The organism is Kitasatospora sp. NPDC017646, assembly GCF_044329365.1.
Lineage (GTDB): Bacteria > Actinomycetota > Actinomycetes > Streptomycetales > Streptomycetaceae > Kitasatospora.
Genome location: NZ_JBIRJC010000016.1, coordinates 71,744 through 88,522, shown reverse-complemented (window position 1 = coordinate 88,522; position 16,779 = coordinate 71,744). Strand labels below are relative to the sequence as shown.

Genomic DNA, 16,779 nt, shown 5'->3' with positions numbered 1-16,779 from the left:
CCCCTCGAACCGTCCCCGCCCCAGAAAGCAGCACCATGAGCGCCACCCGCCGCCGAAGAGCCCCAGCCCCCGACCGCACCCGCCGAGGCCGGCGCGGCGTCGTCCGTCAGCGCCCGCTACGCACCCACTGGCTCCTGCTGACGGCCCTGCTGCTCACGCTCATCGGCGCCCTGGTCCTCCAGGGCTACGCCCAGCACAGCTTCGACGACCGCCCCGACCAGGCGGCCGCCCCCGCCGCCGCGGACGCCGTACCGGCGGCGATCCGCGACGGCGGCCCGGTGATCGACGCCGCCGCCCCGCAGCCGCGCAGCGCCTCCCCCGGGCCCGGCACCATCGCGCTGACCTTCGACGACGGCCCCGACCCGACCTGGACACCGAAGATCCTGGACGCCCTGCACCGAGCCGGGGTGCACGCCACGTTCTTCGTGGTCGGCACCCAGGCCGCCGCCCACCCCGACCTGATCCGCCGGATCGTCGCCGAGGGGCACCAGGTCGGCATCCACACCTTCACCCACACCGACCTCGGCGCCGCCCCCTCCTGGCGCCGCACGCTGGAACTGCGCGAGGCCCAACTGACCGTGGCCGGGGCGGCCGGAGTCACCAGCTCGCTGCTGCGCCCGCCGTACTCCTCGACGCCCGAGGCCGTGGACGACCCCGGCTGGTCCGCCATCCAGCAGGCCGGCCGCGAGGGCTACCTGACCGTGCTCACCACCCAGGACAGCGAGGACTGGCAACGCCCCGGCGTGCCCTCGATCGTCAAGGCGGCGACCGCCGGCACCGGCCACCAGGGCCAGGTCCTCCTGATGCACGACGCCGGCGGCGACCGCTCGCAGACCGTCGCCGCCCTCGACGGCGTGCTGAGCACCCTGAAGGCCCGTGGCTTCCGCTTCACCACCGTGAGCGACGCCGTCGGCCTGCCCGACCCGGTCCGCTCGGCCGGAACCGGCGACCACTGGCTCGGCCTGGCCCTGATCTGGCTGCTGACCGGCGGCAACTGGGTGCTCACCGCACTGGACTGGCTGCTGTGGGCGGCAGGCGCGGTCAGCGTGGTGCGCGCGGTCGTCGTGCTGTACGCCGCGCGCCGCCACAAGCGGATGCGCCGCCGCGGCTGGGGTGCGCCGGTCACCGAGCCGGTCAGTGTGATCGTCCCGGCGTACAACGAGACCGCCGGGATCGAGCCCGCCGTCCGTTCGCTGCTGGCCTCCGACCACCCGGTCGAGGTGATCGTGGTCGACGACGGTTCCACGGACGGCACCGCCGACCTGGTGGAGTCACTGGACCTGCCGTACGTCCGGGTGATCCGGCAGGAGAACGCCGGCAAACCGGCCGCCCTCAACACCGGCATCGCCGCGGCCCGCGCCGAACTGCTGGTGATGGTCGACGGCGACACCGTCTTCGAGCCGGACGCCGTCCGGATGCTGGTGCAGCCCTTCGCCGATCCCACCGTGGGCGCCGTCTCGGGCAACGCCAAGGTCGTCAACCGCGGTGGACTGCTGGGCCGTTGGCAGCACATCGAGTACGTGGTCGGCTTCAACCTGGACCGCCGGCTGTTCGACCTCGCCGAGTGCATGCCCACCGTGCCCGGCGCGGTAGGAGCCTTCCGCCGCTCCGCGCTGCTGGCCGTCGGCGGTGTGGGCGAGGAGACCCTCGCCGAGGACACCGACCTCACCATGGCCATGTGCCGGGCCGGCTGGCGGGTGGTGTACGAGGAGCGGGCCAAGGCCTGGACGGAGGCCCCCGCCTCACTGGGCGCCCTGTGGCGGCAGCGCTACCGCTGGTGCTACGGCACCCTGCAGGCGATGTGGAAGCACCGCGGCGCCCTGGTCCAGGGCGGCCAGGCCGGCAAGCTGGGCCGGCGCGGCCTGCTCTACCTGCTGATGTTCCAGGTGCTGCTACCCCTGCTCGCCCCGGTCGTGGACGTCTTCGCGCTCTACGGACTGGCCTTCCTCGACCCGGTCCGGATCATCGGCCTGTGGGCGGCCTTCCTGCTGGTGCAGGTGCTGATGGGCGCCTACGCGTTCCGGCTGGACAAGGAGAAGCTCGGGCCGCTGTGGAGCCTGCCGCTCCAGCAGTTCGTCTACCGGCAGTTGATGTACCTGGTGGTGATCCAGTCGGTCTTCACCGCGCTCGCGGGCTCCCGGCTCCGCTGGCAGCGCATGCAGCGCTACGGCACGCTCCGGGTACCGGCGGGCGGCTGAACCGGGTGGACGGGGCCGCACCCGCGGCGCGGCCCCGTCCACCATCCATCAGCTGTGCTTCCAGGTCACCGAGAAGGCGCTGCCGCCGCTCAGCCCCGAGGTGGTGGCCTTGGTGGTGCCGCCCGAGGCCATGGTGATGCTGTCCGGGTTGAAGCCGCCCAGGGCCTGGCCGTTGACGGTGGAGCCGGAGAAGGAGACCGAGCCGAAGTTCGAGAGCGGCAGCACCCCGCTGGAGCTGGAGGGGGCCTCGGCGATCACCTCGGCGGAGGCCAGGGCGGCGCTCTTGAGGGACTTGTTGACGGTGTGGCTCCAGCCGGCCGTGGTGTCGGAGAGGGTGAGCGTGAAGGAGCCGCTGCCGCTGGTGGTGACGCTCGCGGTGAAATGGTCGCCCGGCCGTACGGTGCTGCTGAAGTTGGACGGGTACTGCGGGTACATCTCGTACCAGGCGGAGTACACCGGGGTGCCGCCGGAGCAGTCGGCCTCGGTGCCGGTCTGCTCGACGGAGTTGCTGCCGTCGCCGTCGAGGCCGACCCAGAAGCTGGACCAGGTGTCGGTGCCGTTGCAGGAGACGGCGGGCTGGACCCAACTGGCCTTGACGCTGGTGAACCGGCCGCCGGTGGCGGCGTATCCGGCCCAGTTGCCACTGGTGCTGTGCAGCAGGCCGCCGCCGTGGTGGGCGAGCGGGGCCTGCACGAGGGTGGGGGCGGTGGCGGCGACGGCCGGTGCGGCGGTGCCCAGGAGGGTCAGCAGGGCGGTGGACACGGCGAGGGTGCGCCGACGGGCTTCGGACATGGCTACTCCCTTGTGAGGATGTGGAGTTGGCCGAGCGTCGACAAAGGTAGACCCGCCGGGTCAGGTGCGGATGTTACGGGGGCGTAACGAAACGCCACCGCGCGCGAAGGGAACGGAGGAACCGTCGGGCGGGCGGGGTGGTACGCACCGTCAGCCCGACGCGAGGACTGGCGGGAAGAGTTGGGCTACTCGGTCGCGACGGCGGGAGCGGGACCGGGGTCCGAGGCGGCGACGTCGTACTCGGCGAGCGTCTCCCGGGTGAAGCCGAAGAAGTACGTGGCCAGGAAGCCCACCGCGTACCCGGTCAACAGCCCGCCGGCGTAGACGGCGGCGCTCGCGGCCGTCCCGTGCGGGCCGGCCAGCAGCGGGAACAGGGCCCAGCCGGAGGGGCCGACGGCCGTCGAGCCGACCGCGCTGCCGAGTTGCCCGGCCACCCCGACGAAGGCGCCTCCGGCGGCGCCGCCCACGCAGGCCGTGACGAACGGGCGGCCCAACGGCAGGGTGACCCCGTAGACCAGCGGCTCGCCGACGCCGAGCAGTCCGGCCGGCAGGGCGGACCTGATGGTCGCCCGGACGGAGGCGTTGTGCCGCAGCCGCAGGTAGACGGCCGCGGCGCAGCCGACCTGCCCGGCGCCTGCCATGGCGAGGATCGGCAGCAGGACGGTGGAGCCCTGCTGTTGGATCAGGGTGGTGTGGATCGGGATCAGCGCCTGGTGCAGGCCGAGCATCACCAGCGGCAGGAAGAGGCCGCCGAGCACCAGCCCGGCGAGCAGCCCGCCGTGGGCGAGCAGCCAGGTGGTGGCGTGGCCGATGGCGGTGGAGACCTCCCCGGCGACGAACATCAGGCCGTACAGCGCGGCCAGGCCGCCGAACAGGACGGTGACCGTGGGGGTGAGCAGGACGTCCAGCGCGGCGGGCAGGATCCGCCGGGTCCACCGCTCCAGCTGGACGGCCAGCAGCGCGGCGAGCAGCGCCCCGACCACCCCGCCCTGTCCGGGGGTGAGGTGGCGGCCGAACGCCTCCACCTTGGCGACCCCCGCGAATACGATCACACTGGCCACGGCCCCGCCCAGCACGGGTGTGCCGCCGAACTCCTTCGCCGTGTTGTAGCCGACGAACACGGCGAGCAGCGACATGAACCCCGAGGAGACCGGGCCCAGGGCGGTGACCAGCGCCGGGGCCCAGCCGAGGTTGGCGAGCGCTCCGGCGAGGGCGGCGACGATGCCGCAGCCGATCAGGGCGGGGATCAGCGGGACGAAGACGTTCGCGATCCGGCGCAGCATCCGCTTCACCGGGGTCGCGTTGCGCACCCGGGCCCTCGCCCGGATCCGCGCGCCGCGTCCGGCGAGGTCCTCGGCCGTGGGAGCGGCCGTAGGACCTGCGCCGTCACCGGCCCCGCCGGAGTCCAGCAGTCGGCGCAGCTGCGCGGTGACCCCGGCGACGGCGCCGGGGCCGAGGACGATCTGGTAGGTGTCGTCCTCGACCGTTCCGAGGACGGCCGGCAGCGCCCCGAGCGCCGCGCGGTCGACCAGCGAACGGTCCGCCAGGCCCAGCCGGAGCCGGGTCATGCAGTGGGCGACCGAGCGGATGTTGGCGGCGCCGCCGACCAGCGGGAGGATCGCCTCGGCCACGGCGCGGTGCTTCTCGTCGGACATGCCAGGGGACGTACCCGGATGGTCCGGGCGCTCAACCGGGGGACCGTCGGGGTCAGTCGCCCGAACGGCCGCCGGGACTATCGTTAGTTGGCGGAAGCTATCGAGATCCCCACTCCGATCCGGCGGCCGGCCCAGGCCCGGCCCGGGCCAGCAGGAGGCAGCGGTGGCGACACGACTCTCCGGCGGCGGCGCGACCGGGCGACGGCGACCGGCCCGTACGGGGGTGGAGGCGGACCATCCGCGGTACAAGTGGGTGGCGCTGTCCAACACCACGCTCGGCACCCTGATCGCCACCATCAACGCCTCGATCGTGCTGATCTCGTTGCCCGCGATCTTCAACGGCATCGGCCTGGACCCGCTGCGGCCCGGCAACGTCAGCTACCTGCTGTGGATGCTGATGGGCTACATGCTGGTCACCGCCGTCCTGGTGGTCACCCTCGGCCGGCTGGGCGACATCCACGGCCGGGTGCGGATCTACAACGCGGGCTTCCTGATCTTCACCCTCACCTCGGTGGCCCTCTCCCTCGACCCGCTGCACGGCGGGCCGGGGGCGCTGTGGCTGATCGGCTGGCGGGTGGTGCAGGCGGTCGGCGGGTCGATGCTGATGGCCAACTCGGCGGCCATCATCACGGACGCGTTCCCGGCCCGTCAGCGCGGCACGGCGCTCGGGGTCAACATCGTCGCCGGCATCGCCGGGTCGTTCATCGGCCTGGTCCTGGGCGGACTGCTGGCGGAGTGGAACTGGCGCTCGATCTTCTGGGTCAACGTGCCGATCGGCGTCCTCGGCACCGTCTGGGCCTACCGCTCGCTGCGCGAGACCGGGGTGCGCAAGCCGGCCCGGATCGACTGGTGGGGCAACATCACCTTCGGCGTGGGCCTGACCGCCCTGCTCGCCGCGATCACCTACGGCATCCAGCCCTACGGCGGCCGCACCATGGGCTGGACCAACCCCTGGGTGCTGACCGGGCTGGTCGGCGGGGTCGCGCTGCTGGCCGTGTTCTGCCTGGTCGAGGCGAGGACCGCGGAGCCGATGTTCCCGCTCTCGCTCTTCCGCGACGCGGTCTTCACCGGCGGGAACGCGGCCACCCTGCTGGGCTCGATCGCCCGCGGCGGGCTGCAGTTCATGCTGATCATCTGGCTCCAGGGAATCTGGCTGCCGCTGCACGGCTACGACTACGCCGACACCCCGCTGTGGGCCGGCATCTACCTCGTCCCGCTGACCGTCGGCTTCCTGGCCGCCGGGCCGATCTCGGGCTACCTGTCGGACCGCGCCGGGGCCCGGCTGTTCGCCGCCGGGGGGCTGGTGGTGATGGCCGTCTCCTTCGCCGGGCTGCTCCTGCTGCCCACCGACTTCGGCTACCCGTGGTTCGCGCTCCTGGTCTTCCTCAACGGCCTGGGCGGTGGCCTGTTCGCCGCCCCCAACACCTCGCTGATCATGTCGAGCGTGCCCGCCGCGGCCCGCGGCGCCGCCTCCGGCATGCGGGCCACCTTCCAGAACGCCGGGATGGTGCTGTCGATCGGGGTCTTCTTCTCCCTGATGGTGGCCGGGCTGGCCGGCTCGCTGCCGCACACCCTGACCGCCGGGCTGACCGCGCAGGGCGTGCCCGCCGCCGATGCGCGCACCATCGCCTCGCTGCCGCCGGTCGGGACCCTGTTCGCCGCGTTCCTCGGCTACAACCCCGTCCAGCAGCTACTGGGCCCGCACGTGCTCGGCGGGCTCCCGCCGGACAGCGCCCGGACGCTGACCGGCCGGGAGTTCTTCCCCCAGCTGATCTCGGGGCCCTTCCACGACGGGCTGGTGGTGGTGTTCTGGCTGGCGATCGCGATGTCCCTGGTCGCGGCGGCCGCCTCGCTGGTCCGCGGCCGGCCCCGGTCCGCCGCCGAGCACTCCGGCACCGTTCCGGCCGGGCCCGGCCCGTCGGCGGCCGCCCGGCCGGCGCCCGACCGGTCCACCGCTGCGGCGGACCGCGGTGCCCCGCCCACGAAGGAGCACGGGCCGTGAGCACGGACGGCGGCGGGCTCTCCGCCGAGGCGCTGGTCCGGCTCCGCCTGGCGATCGGCCGGCTCAACCGCCAGCTGGTCCGCGCCTCCGGCGACCAGGACCTCACCTCCGCCCAGCTGTCCGCCCTGGCCCGGGTCGAGCAGCACGGCCCGCTGCGGCTGGGCGAACTCGCCGCGCGGGAGGGCGTGGCCGTCCCGTCCATGGTCCGTACGGTCGCCCCCCTCGTCGCCGACGGCCTGATCGGCAAGACCCCCGACCCCCAGGACGGCCGCTCCCAGCTCCTCGCCCCCACCCCGCACGGACGGGACACCCTCGCCCGGATCCGCCGCGAACGCACCGCCCTGCTGGCCAGGCGCAGCACCCGCCTCAGCCCCGAGCAGTGCCGAGCGCTGGAGGCGGCCCTGCCCCTCCTGGAGCTGCTCCTCGACGAGCCCGACACACCGGCCGGCGAGCGACGGGCGGGCTGAATTCCTGTTCGCAGCCGACGTGTTGACGGTCCGAAGGTTCGAAACTGCCGCTCTCGCCGCCACCCCCGATGACAATGGACATGCCGAGAACCACGGGGTCCATGGTGACGGGAAGGGAACGGATGTGTCGTTTCTCCGGGACGGGCACGGGCGGGAGACCAGCCAACAGGAGTCCAGCCCACACCGTTTCAGCCAACAGGAGTTCGGCCGACAGGCCTTCAGCGAAAGGGAGTTGAGCAGGCGCGGGTTCATCGGGGTGGCCGCCCTCGCGGGCGCGGGCGCGGCGCTCGGACCGGCCGTCACGACGGCGGCAGCCGCGGACGCCCTGGCCGCCCGGCCGTCGAGGGTGCTGGGTTCGCCGTCCCGGTAGCGCTTCCCTGGCCGTCGACGGCACCGTGGTCTCGGGCGACGAGGACGTCTCACCGCTGCCGCCCCGCCCACGGGCGAGCCCCGGCGGATCACCGACGGGGCGGCCGACCACCCGTCCTGGTCGGGCGACTCCGCCCGGCTGCTCCATCTCGCCGTACGCCGTCGGCCGGGCGCTGCGCCGCGACGGCTGCTGCGCCCTGTAGCGACCACGACCCGCCGACGGCGTTCGTCCACGACCGCCCGCCCGAGGTCCGGCCCCGCGCAGGACCGGCCGCAACGGCCGAGGCCCCCACCGGCCTCGGCCGTTGCGTGCACGAGGTGAACCGCCGCTCAGCGGGGGCGACGGCGGTTCGGCGCCACTGGCGACATCCCGCCCGGTCAAGCCTCGGTCATGGCACGGACGCCGGCCTTGTTCGCCGGTGCGGGCTTGGCTACCTTCCTAGCGCCGAGGCCGTGCAGGCCCGGCACGACCCTCTTGGCATGCCCTGATCATTCCTCGTCACGGCCGGACGTCCCGTCCCCCACGGGCCGACACTCCACGCCCCGCCGGACGCCAGGGCTGCCTGCTGCACGTGCGCGTTTCCCCCCTCACCCCCGGGCCTGCCCCCGACCGCCGCCCACCAGCGGCGTTGCGCGCACGCCCAGGGCCCGACCCCCCATGGGAGGGCTCCGTTGCACACCTTCTTCCGCTCCACCTCGCGGCCCGGCGGACTCCGCGCCGCCACCGCCCTCAACGCCTCCTGACCCCGGACCCGCGTGGGGCCGCAGCCCGGCTGCGGCCCCACCGGCCTGCCCGCGAGGACGGTGTGCGGGCGGCGCTCCAGCTCCCCGACCAGCACCCGGAGCCTGCGCCGCCCGGGGCGGAACGGCCTGGTCGGCCGGCACGTGCACCCGGTGGTCCCGTCCGGGCGAAGTACCGGCTGAGGAAACCGGGGCACACCCTGGACCCGCCGTCGACGTCACCCGGGTGCCGGACCGTACTGGCGGTGGCGGCGGGCCGTCCGCACCGTGGTGGGGAGGAGCGACGGCCACACCCCCCAGGAGACGGTACCGATGGATGCGAACGACTCTCTCCCCCGTGTCGTGGTCGGTGTGGACGGCTCTCAGCCGTCGCACGCCGCGCTGCGGTGGGCGGTCCGGCACGCCGGGATGATCGGCGGCGTGGTGGAGGCGGTGGGGGCGTGGGAGCCGCCGAGCCACTTCGGCTGGTCGGCGCCGGTCGTCGACTCCACCTTCGACCAGGAACTCGCCGAGCGGAGGTTCGCCGATGAGCTGGGCGCCGTCCTCGGCGCGGACTGCCCGGTGCAGGTCCGCAGGACCATGGTCATGGGCGACGCCTCCGACGTCCTGCTGGACGCGGCGAGGGGCGCCGAGCTGCTGGTGGTGGGCAGCCACGGTCGCGGCGGCTTCACCCGGGCGCTGCTCGGCTCGGTGAGCACCCGCTGCGCGCAGCACGCGACCTGCCCGGTGGTCATCGTGCGCGCTCAGTGAAGCGGTGCGCCCCGGTTCCGGGTTCCCGGGACGGGTGTGGACGGCGGCGGAGCGGGCACCCGCTCCGCATGCTGTTGATCCGACCGCCGGGCGTCTATCCGCCCCAGGGCGACACCGAACTCCTGGCCGACTGCGTGCGTCGGGAGCCCCTCGACGGCTCCAGCCGGGTGCTCGACCTGTGCACCGGGACGGGTGCCGTCGCGCTGGTGGCCGCCCACAGCGGCGCGCGGGTCACGGCGGTGGACCTGTCCGCCCGCGCGATCGTCGCCGCCTGGTGCAACGCCCGGCTGCACCGCCGGCGGATCCGGCTGCGGCACGGTGACCTGCTGGTCCCGGTGGTCGGCCGGCGCTTCGACCTGGTCACCGCCAACCCCCCGTACGTCCCCACCAGGGCCGGCGGCCTCGCCCCCGGGCGCGGCGCCGCGCTGGCCTGGGACGCCGGATCGGACGGACGGCTGGTCCTGGACCGGATCTGCCGCACGGCCCCGCGCGTGCTGGCCGTGGGCGGCGTCCTGCTGGTGGTGCAGTCCGCGCTCGCGGACGTCCCGGCCACGCTGGCGGCCTTGCGCCGGTCCGGGCTGCGCGCGGACGTGGCGGCGCGGCGGCGGCAGCCCTTCGGGCCGGTGCTGACGGCCCGCGCCGCCCTGTTCGAGCAGCTGGGGCTGATCCGGCCGGGCGAGCGCGAGGAGGAGCTGGTGGTGGTGCGCGGTGTCCGGGAGCGCTGACCACGTCACCCGGGTGACGGTCGTGCCGGGCGGTCCGCTGCTGGTCGAGGGACCGGTGGAGGTGGTCCTGCCGGACGGCTCGCGCCGGGTGTCCGAGCGCCCCGTGGTGGCGCTGTGCGCCTGTCGGCGCAGCCGGACGTACCCGTTCTGCGACACCAGTCACCGGCGGCACGGCGGGCCTCGGCGGGGGTCCCCGAGGCCCTCCGGAGCGGAGCGTCCGGAGCCTTCAGATCGTTCGGAGCGGCGTACCGGGGAGGCCCCCGTCACCGGGCAGGGCTGAGCGCAGGGACGTCCGTCCGCGTTGCCAGCAGTCCACCAGATGCTCCCCGAAGCGCCTGTCCAGGGCGTCGGCGGCGGCGATGCCGAAGGCGATGTCCGGGGCGGCCCCGGGCTCGGCGTCCACCAGTTCGCCGATCACCCCGCGGCGCACCAGTTGCTCGTGGACGGCGTCCGCCTCGACGTGCTCGCGGTAGAACAGCACGCCGTCGGGCCCGCCGCCCAGGCGCTCCAGGGCGTTCGCCAGCCGGGCCGAGCCGGGCGAGGAGGTGATCTCGATGGCGGCGAACTGCCCGACCGCCGCGTACCGCAGCGCCCGGTGGAGGCCGAACAGCATCATCAGGTTGACCGTCGCCAGGGTCGGTGCGGGGACCAGGTCCAGGTAGTGCCCGTAGCGGGGATCGAGGCCGAAGGCGACCATCATCCGGGCGAACAGCGAGGCGTGGGCCCGTTCCGGGCGCCCGGCACCGTACTCGTCGTAGGCGATCGACATCAGCACCGCCTGTGCGGGCCCGTGCACCCTGGGCAGCGCCCACAGCTGCGGGTCCGCCTCCTTGAGGTGGTAGACGGAACGGTGCACCAGGTACTCCCGGGCATAGCGGCGCTCGCCCTGCCCCAACAGGAAGTAGGACGGCCCGGTGCCCTCCACCGGCTCGGTCAGCAGCTGATCCAGCACCTCGGGCAGCGGCGGCACCGGTTCCACCTCGGCACGGACCGCCGCGAGGAAGGGGCGCTCCAACTCCCTTCGCAGCGCCAGCAGTTCGGGTTCCCACTCCCAGCCGGGGTGGACGCCGGGCAGGCCCCGGCCGTGCAGCTCGTAGCACAGGTACAGCGCGAGCTGGTGGTCCTCGCCCCAAGGGTCGGAGAGTGGGCCGGGCGGGGCGAGCAGCCGGCCGGCGCCGGGCGGCCCGGCGGTCACCAGCCCGAGCACCGCCGCCGACAGCGGTCCGCGCGGCCCGGGCAGGCCGCTCGTCGCGCCGTCGTCGACCCGGCCCTCACCGTCCGCTTCCCGATGGCGCTCCGGTGCGCGCCCGTCCATGCCGCCGCCTCCTCGCCGCGAAACCCTCCTGGTCCGCAAGAGCGGGTGCCCGAAGCGAGCGGTCCCTAACACGCCGAGTGGTTCCGGCCCGATGTGCCGTGCGATGCCGGGGCGGCGCTCGACCGCGCTGCCCCTGGCCGTGGCGCGCTCGGCCGGCCGCTGAGGGGCCCGCGCGCCGCGGGCCCCTCTCGCCGCCGTCAGCCGACGGTCAGGGTGAACGGTCCGGCCAGCACCGAGTAGCCGTCGTTGGCCAGGTAGTACGCGTCGTAGCGGCCCGGGCCCTTGAGCTTGCCGGTGGCGAAGGTGACCGCGCCGCTCTGGTTGGGCGTGTAGGACCAGGTGAGCGCGGACTGGGATCCGGGGGTGACGCCCGCCGGGTAGAGGCCGACCCAGTTCTTCGCACCGGCCTGGGACGCGGTCGGCAGGCCGTAGCGCAAGGTGACGTTGCCGCCGTTGGCCACCGCGTTCAGGTCACCGGTCAGCGCCGGTCCGGCGGCGGTGGACGGCGCGAAGGCGGCGTTCAGCGGCGTCGCGTAGGTGTCGTTGGCGGTCAGCCCTGGCAGGCCGAGGGCCGACTCGATGGTGCGCCCGATGCCGTAGTGGTCGTTGTGCAGCGGGCTGCTGGTACCGGCCGGGACGGTGCCCTGGGAGCCCAGGACGACGGTGGCGACGTGGTTGTAGCCCTCGTTCTGGCTCTCGTCCCAGGTCAGGAGCAGCAGCGAGCGCTGCTGGGTCCAGGCCGGCGAGGACAGCACCGGGGCGAGGGTCTGCTGCAGCCAGCCGTCCTGGGTCTTCAGGCTCGTGGCGCTGCCGTTGCCGGAGGCCTCGCCGTCGTAGTAGTCGTCGGCGGCGATCCAGGAGAAGTTCGGCGTGGTGGCGGCCGACTTCAGGTCGGTGGTCAGCTGCGTGGTGTCGAACAGGTGGGCCGCGCAGCGGGCCGGATCGCCGCTGATGTCGGTGTAGTTGATGAAGGGCGCGTCGTCGGGCATGTAGTACGTGTCGTTGTTCTTGTTGGTGTTGCAGGGCGTGCCCATGCCCTGTTCGTAGGCCTTCCAGGTCTTCCCGGCGGCCTCGACGGTGTCGCCGAGGTTGCGCTGCGGGGAGTTGATGTTCGGCCAGTACGTGGCGCCCTTGGTGTAGGTGTCGCCGCCCGCGATGGCGAGGTAGTTCTCGTCGCTGGGGTGGTAGACGCCGTGGGCGTCGGTGAGGGTGGCGCCCTGGGCCATCAGGCCGTGGATGTACGGGGTGTCCGCCGGGTCGTTCATGATCTGGGAGTAGTCGGTGTTCTCCATCATGACGGTGAACACGTGGTCGTAGCCCGGCACTCGGGAGGCGGGCGGGGTGAGCGGCGCGGGCGCGGCGACCGGGGTGTCGAGGGTGAGCGAGAGGTTGTCCAGGTAGCCGGTCTCGTTCGTGGAGGACAGGAACTGCACCTCGACCTGGATCGACCTGGTCCCGGCCGGGACGGCGCCGGTGGCGGTGCGGGAGAGGAACTCGGTACTGAGGCCGCGGTCGGTCGCGGAGACGGTCGGCAGCTTCGCGGTCGGGCCGAGCGGCCTGCCGGCGGCGTCCTGGAAGTGCAGGCCGACCGCGACGTAGCCGCCGTACGTGGTCCAACCGCCCAGCCAGCCCGCCAGGTCGTAGTGCACGCCTCCGCCGTCGATCGCGGTGGCGGCGGAGGAGACGTCGACGGTCTGGCTCATCGAGCCGTCGCCGAAGTTGCCCGGCCCGAAGAAGGCCTTGCCGGGCGTCCTGCCGTCGTTCGGCAGGCCGAAGGAGCCGACCGTGGAGCACATGACGTCGACGCCGCCGGCCTCGGTCGTCCAGCCGGGGACGGTGGTGGCGGCGCTCCAGTCGTCGGTGCAGTAGCCGCCGGCCTCGGCGTCGCCGTTGACGATCAGGTTGCCGCTGCCGCCCGCCGCCTGCGCGGTGGCGGGCGCGCCGACGACCAGGGCGCCGAGGAGCGGGAGGGTGGCGAACAGTCCGCCGAGTGGGCTCCAGCGCAGTCGCATTGGGGGTACCTCGTCCCGTTGGTTGCGTGAGGGTGGGTGCCGTGGCGTTGCACCACGGGCGGGACAGAGATACCGGTTCAGCGCGGCCCGGGGAAGGGCGCGCGGGCGAACGGCGGCCGAACTTGCTCAGACAACTTCGCTGAAGACTCCACGGTCTCCGACCGGCTGTGCGCGAAGGAGCGCCGGACCCGGGGCGCGCCCGGAGGTGAACTCGGCCGGGCGGCCTCGTTGACCGGGCATGACCGTTGCCACACGCCTCACCGCCCTGGCCGTCCTGGCCGTCCTGGCCACGGCCGCGCTCCCGCTGGGCGGGGTCCCGGCCTTCGCCATCGACCACGTCCGCCACCTCGACCCGGCCGTCACCGTGCTGCAGTGCGAGGAGGGCGGCGGCTTCGTGGCCGCCGACATCCGCACCCGTCGCGGGTTCTGCGTCGGCGGGGAGTTCAACGACCACTACGTCGTCTGGGAGTAGCCGTGCGCGGGCACCCCGGGGCGGCGCTGCCCGGGGCGCGCCCCCGGGTCCTCACACCTCCGGCCCGTACGCGCCGAAGCCGCGGCAGACCAGGCCGTCACGGAAGGTGAGCACCTCGGCGACGGCCCGGCCGCGCTCGTTGCGGTAGCGTCGGGGCTCGTCGGGGGCCAGGGCCGGGTGGCGAGCTCGTGGCGCAGGGCGTCGAGCCGGGCCAGGCAGGCGTCGATCGTGGTCAGGGCCGCGCCGCCGTGCTCCCGGATCCGGCGTTCCAGGGCGGAGAGCCGTTCTTCGATGTGCCGCCAGCGGTCGTCCTGGGCGTCGGCGCAGGGCTCAGGCGCGTCGTTGGTCGCTGTCATGGCGGAGGCGGTCGGTGTGGCGGGCGAGGTCATCGAGGCGGGTGGCGAGCTCGGGATGGGCGTCGGCGAGGTGCGGACGCATGTCGGCCAGGGGCGCTATGAGGTCGGCGGGGTCGGCGGCGCCGAGGGCGATGGTGAGCGCGGTCAGCGCGGGCCCGGCGGCCGGGGCGTGGCCGGAGGCGGCGGTGATCTGGGCGGCCAGCACGCGCAGGCCGGCGGCGTGGTCGCGGGCCCAGGCGCTGACGGCGCGGTCGGCGGCCCGGCGGTCACGCACGGCCTTGAGCCGCTCCGCTCCGGTCTCCCCCGCCGCAGGAGCGCCGGCGGGGCGTAGCCGCAGGTAGCGGTTCTCGGCGGCCTGGCGGCTCGCGACGCCCATGGGGCGGGCGAGGTCGGCCCAGGTCGCGCCGCCGGCGCGGGCCGCCTCGACCAGCGGGGCCTCCCAGTCGGCGAGCCGGGCGCGCAGCTCCCGCAGCAGCACCAGGGCGGCCAACGCCTGCTCGGCCCCCTCCTCCCGTGGTTCCTCGGGCTCGGCGGAGGGCGCGCGGGCGGCGCGGACCGCGTCGTCGATGGCGGCGAGGGCCGACGCGGCGGCGAGGAAGGAGACCGGCTCGGAGCCGGGCACGGGCTTCGACGGCTTCGTACTCATGGCGTCATTCTACGGACGACAGTTTGCCTTTGTCATCGAACCGACGACGTGCTACAACAGTGTCAGGTGAAGCGCACTGGCACCCATCGATCAATGGAGGTGTTTCGCGATGCTGATGCGCACTGACCCGTTCCGCGAGCTGGACCGGCTGACCCAGCAGTTCCTCAACACGACCGGCACCTGGTCGCGGCCGACCCCGATGCCGCTGGACGCGTACCGCACCGGTGACGAGTACGTGATCTGCTTCGACCTGCCCGGGGTGGACCCGCAGGCGATCGACATCGACGTCGAACGGAACATGCTGACCGTCAAGGCCGAACGCCGCCCGCGCCAGGAGGGCGAGGGCGTGAAGTGGGAGCTGTCCGAGCGCCCGCTCGGCGTGTTCTCCCGGCAGGTCATGCTCTCCGACACCCTCGACCCGGAGGGGATCACCGCCGACTACGACTCCGGCGTGCTGACCCTGAGGATCCCGGTCGCCGAGAAGGCCAAGCCCCGCAAGATCGCCATCGGCCACAGCGACGGCCGCAAGCAGATCCAGGCCTGACCCCCTCCCGAGGCCGTCCCGTGCCGCCCGGTCCCCCCGGCGGAGCGGCACGGGACACCCCGGTCCGGTTCTCCACCTGCCCGGCACACGGGCCGGACGGACAGCGAGCAGTCCCATGACCACCCAGGCGACCCCGTTCGTGGTGACGGCGCACGGCGAGATCGACCTCGACACCGCCCCGCACCTGCGCCGAGAGATCTCCCGTGCACTGGCGGAGCACCAGGAGGTGGTGCTCGACCTCTCGGAGGTCACGTTCATGGACTGCTCGGGCCTGGGCGTCCTCGTCCGGGCCCGCAACCAGGCCGACCGCAGCGGCCGACGCCTCGTGCTACGCGGCATCGGCCGCCCCGTAACCCGGCTCCTCGAGCTCACCGGCCTAGGCCGCCGCCTGGCCCCGTGATCCGGCCGGCGACGGACCGGACCTCGTTCGCCCCCGATCCCGGAGGAAGGAGTGCACGGTGACGATCCGTTGGGAAGCGTTCCTGGACCAGGTCCGGGAACGCGGCGAGTACAGCACACCCGAGGAGGCCGAGCGCTGCGCCCGCGTGGTCCTGGCCCTGCTCGGCGCCCACCTGGTCGGCGCCGTGCGCGCCCGCCTCGCGGCCCGGCTGCCCGAGACCCTCGCCCTGGTCCTGCTCAACCCGCTCCAGGCCGCCGAACCGCTCAGTCCCGAACGGTTCGTGCGCGCCACCGCCGCCTGGATAGAAGGCGCCACCGAAGCCACCGCCCCGTGGGACATCGGCGCCGTCCTGTCCACGGTCGCCGACGCCGCCGACGACCAGCTCATGGAGCAGGTCCTGCTCCAACTGCCGCCCGGCTACGACGTCCTGTTCGGCCGCCCGGACGCCGTCCGACGCCCCTGACCCTTCGACCGCCGGTCCCCGACCACCAGCCCCGACCGCCGTTCCGGCCGCCGCGTGCGGCGGCCCGCCCCGGAAGGCCACCGCCATGACCCGGCACCGCCGCCTGATCCAGCAGGTCCGCACCCTCGGCCGCTACCCCGGTGACGAGGAGGCCGAACGCGTCCTCGACGCGGTCCTGGCCCTGCTCGGCTCACAGCTCACCGGCGACGAACGCTGCGACCTCGCCTCCGTGCTTCCCGAGCGGGCCCGCGTCGTCTTCTCCTCCCAGATCCCCCTTCCGACGCCGGTCGGCGCGCCCGCGTTCGTCGAAGCCCTCGCCGACGTCCTGGGCACCAGCCTCACCGCGGCCCGCTGGGACGCCTCCTCCGTCCTGGCCGCCCTCGCCGACCTGGCCGGCGACCACCTCACCGACCGCGTACTCGCCCGACTCCCCCACGGCTGGGCGCTGCTCTTCGGCCGCGCCGACCTGACCCCGGCCCCGGCCTGAGCCGCCACCCCCGCGACCCCGGCATCGGCCCGCCGAGCGAGGGGCTCGGCGGGCCGGGGGTGGCACCACGGATTCGTCAGGCCCAGGGTTCGGTGAAGGAACGGCCGGGGACGGGCTTGGCGATCAGCGCGATCGCCACGAAGAAGTTGACCTGGCCGATGGCCGTCATCAGGGTGGCGAGCGCCTTCTCGGGTGGTCAACGTCGTGTTCCTCTCGGGCTGTTCGGTGCTTTCACCGACCCGACGGATCGCGAGGCGTGAGTGTGACAGCTCCCCGCAGAATCCTTTCCGGCCCGCCCACGCCGGCGAACCCCTCGCCGACGGCTGCCTGCCGCCGCAGTCGTCGCCCGTGTCACCCCCGGACGGCCGCTGGCGACCCGGGTCCG

General features: G+C 74.1%; 18 protein-coding genes. 12 read left to right on the top strand and 6 right to left on the bottom strand.

Going from position 1 to position 16,779, the window contains the following annotated elements; all coding sequences use genetic code 11:
* The first annotated feature begins 35 nt into the window (after positions 1-35).
* Positions 36-2,198, top strand: coding sequence for a bifunctional polysaccharide deacetylase/glycosyltransferase family 2 protein (locus ACH4J0_RS24405; RefSeq protein WP_396242666.1), 2,163 nt, complete (start codon positions 36-38; stop codon positions 2,196-2,198).
* A gap of 48 nt (positions 2,199-2,246) precedes the next feature.
* Here the strand turns inward: ACH4J0_RS24405 and ACH4J0_RS24400 are convergent, their stop codons facing one another.
* Positions 2,247-2,990, bottom strand: coding sequence for a G1 family glutamic endopeptidase (locus ACH4J0_RS24400; protein ID WP_396242665.1), 744 nt, complete (start codon positions 2,988-2,990; stop codon positions 2,247-2,249).
* A gap of 185 nt (positions 2,991-3,175) precedes the next feature.
* On the bottom strand, positions 3,176-4,645 hold the full coding sequence (locus tag ACH4J0_RS24395; RefSeq protein ID WP_396242664.1) for a PTS transporter subunit EIIC: 1,470 nt from the start codon (positions 4,643-4,645) through the stop codon (positions 3,176-3,178).
* 223 nt (positions 4,646-4,868) lie between these two features.
* On the opposite strand from ACH4J0_RS24395, the gene ACH4J0_RS24390 reads away from it, so the two are divergent.
* The 6 genes from ACH4J0_RS24390 to ACH4J0_RS24365 all read left to right on the top strand — a co-directional run bounded on the left by ACH4J0_RS24390 (position 4,869) and on the right by ACH4J0_RS24365 (position 9,979).
* Positions 4,869-6,647, top strand: coding sequence for an MFS transporter (locus ACH4J0_RS24390; RefSeq protein WP_396242751.1), 1,779 nt, complete (start codon positions 4,869-4,871; stop codon positions 6,645-6,647).
* A complete protein-coding gene (locus tag ACH4J0_RS24385) occupies positions 6,644-7,114 on the top strand; it encodes a MarR family winged helix-turn-helix transcriptional regulator (protein ID WP_396242663.1) in 471 nt (156 codons plus the stop codon). The genes ACH4J0_RS24390 and ACH4J0_RS24385 overlap by 4 nt, the downstream gene beginning before the upstream one ends.
* Before the next feature lie 124 nt (positions 7,115-7,238).
* Complete coding sequence (locus ACH4J0_RS24380) at positions 7,239-7,484, top strand: hypothetical protein (RefSeq protein ID WP_396242662.1); 246 nt, start codon at positions 7,239-7,241, stop codon at positions 7,482-7,484.
* A gap of 1,052 nt (positions 7,485-8,536) precedes the next feature.
* Positions 8,537-8,974, top strand: coding sequence for a universal stress protein (locus tag ACH4J0_RS24375; protein ID WP_396242661.1), 438 nt, complete (start codon positions 8,537-8,539; stop codon positions 8,972-8,974).
* 68 nt (positions 8,975-9,042) lie between these two features.
* Complete coding sequence (locus ACH4J0_RS24370) at positions 9,043-9,699, top strand: HemK2/MTQ2 family protein methyltransferase (protein ID WP_396242660.1); 657 nt, start codon at positions 9,043-9,045, stop codon at positions 9,697-9,699.
* The gene (locus ACH4J0_RS24365; RefSeq protein WP_396242659.1) at positions 9,683-9,979 is read left to right on the top strand and encodes a CDGSH iron-sulfur domain-containing protein; all 297 of its coding nucleotides are present in this window, start codon (positions 9,683-9,685) and stop codon (positions 9,977-9,979) included. Before ACH4J0_RS24370 ends, ACH4J0_RS24365 begins: the two co-directional genes overlap by 17 nt.
* On the opposite strand, the gene ACH4J0_RS24360 is transcribed toward ACH4J0_RS24365, so the two are convergent.
* Both ACH4J0_RS24360 and ACH4J0_RS24355 read right to left on the bottom strand, forming a co-directional pair.
* Positions 9,926-11,014, bottom strand: coding sequence for an iron-containing redox enzyme family protein (locus tag ACH4J0_RS24360; RefSeq protein WP_396242658.1), 1,089 nt, complete (start codon positions 11,012-11,014; stop codon positions 9,926-9,928). The genes ACH4J0_RS24365 and ACH4J0_RS24360 overlap by 54 nt on opposite strands.
* A gap of 197 nt (positions 11,015-11,211) precedes the next feature.
* Positions 11,212-13,026, bottom strand: coding sequence for an alkaline phosphatase family protein (locus tag ACH4J0_RS24355; protein ID WP_396242657.1), 1,815 nt, complete (start codon positions 13,024-13,026; stop codon positions 11,212-11,214).
* Positions 13,027-13,264: 238 nt separating this feature from the next.
* On the opposite strand from ACH4J0_RS24355, the gene ACH4J0_RS24350 reads away from it, so the two are divergent.
* Positions 13,265-13,498: a hypothetical protein gene (locus ACH4J0_RS24350; protein ID WP_396242656.1), complete on the top strand. Its 234-nt coding sequence runs from the start codon at positions 13,265-13,267 to the stop codon at positions 13,496-13,498.
* Here the strand turns inward: ACH4J0_RS24350 and ACH4J0_RS24345 are convergent.
* Positions 13,480-13,854 (bottom strand): hypothetical protein, encoded by a 375-nt coding sequence (locus ACH4J0_RS24345; RefSeq protein WP_396242655.1) that lies wholly within the window; start codon positions 13,852-13,854, stop codon positions 13,480-13,482. The genes ACH4J0_RS24350 and ACH4J0_RS24345 overlap by 19 nt on opposite strands.
* Positions 13,829-14,500 (bottom strand): hypothetical protein, encoded by a 672-nt coding sequence (locus ACH4J0_RS24340; protein ID WP_396242654.1) that lies wholly within the window; start codon positions 14,498-14,500, stop codon positions 13,829-13,831. Before ACH4J0_RS24340 ends, ACH4J0_RS24345 begins: the two co-directional genes overlap by 26 nt.
* A 109-nt stretch (positions 14,501-14,609) precedes the next feature.
* Here ACH4J0_RS24340 and ACH4J0_RS24335 point away from each other — a divergent pair, with 109 nt between their 5' ends.
* From ACH4J0_RS24335 to ACH4J0_RS24320, 4 genes are all read left to right on the top strand, one after another.
* Positions 14,610-15,044, top strand: a complete 435-nt coding sequence (locus ACH4J0_RS24335) for an Hsp20/alpha crystallin family protein (RefSeq protein WP_396242653.1) — start codon at positions 14,610-14,612, stop codon at positions 15,042-15,044.
* Between the two features lie 115 nt (positions 15,045-15,159).
* Entirely contained in the window at positions 15,160-15,444 is a 285-nt protein-coding gene (locus ACH4J0_RS24330; RefSeq protein ID WP_396242652.1) for an STAS domain-containing protein, read from the top strand.
* Positions 15,445-15,502: 58 nt separating this feature from the next.
* Positions 15,503-15,907 carry a DUF2267 domain-containing protein gene (locus ACH4J0_RS24325; protein WP_396242651.1) on the top strand — a complete coding sequence of 135 codons (405 nt, stop codon included), beginning with the start codon at positions 15,503-15,505 and terminating at the stop codon, positions 15,905-15,907.
* 85 nt (positions 15,908-15,992) lie between these two features.
* Entirely contained in the window at positions 15,993-16,394 is a 402-nt protein-coding gene (locus ACH4J0_RS24320) for a DUF2267 domain-containing protein (RefSeq protein WP_396242650.1), read from the top strand.
* The last annotated feature ends 385 nt before the right edge of the window (positions 16,395-16,779 follow it).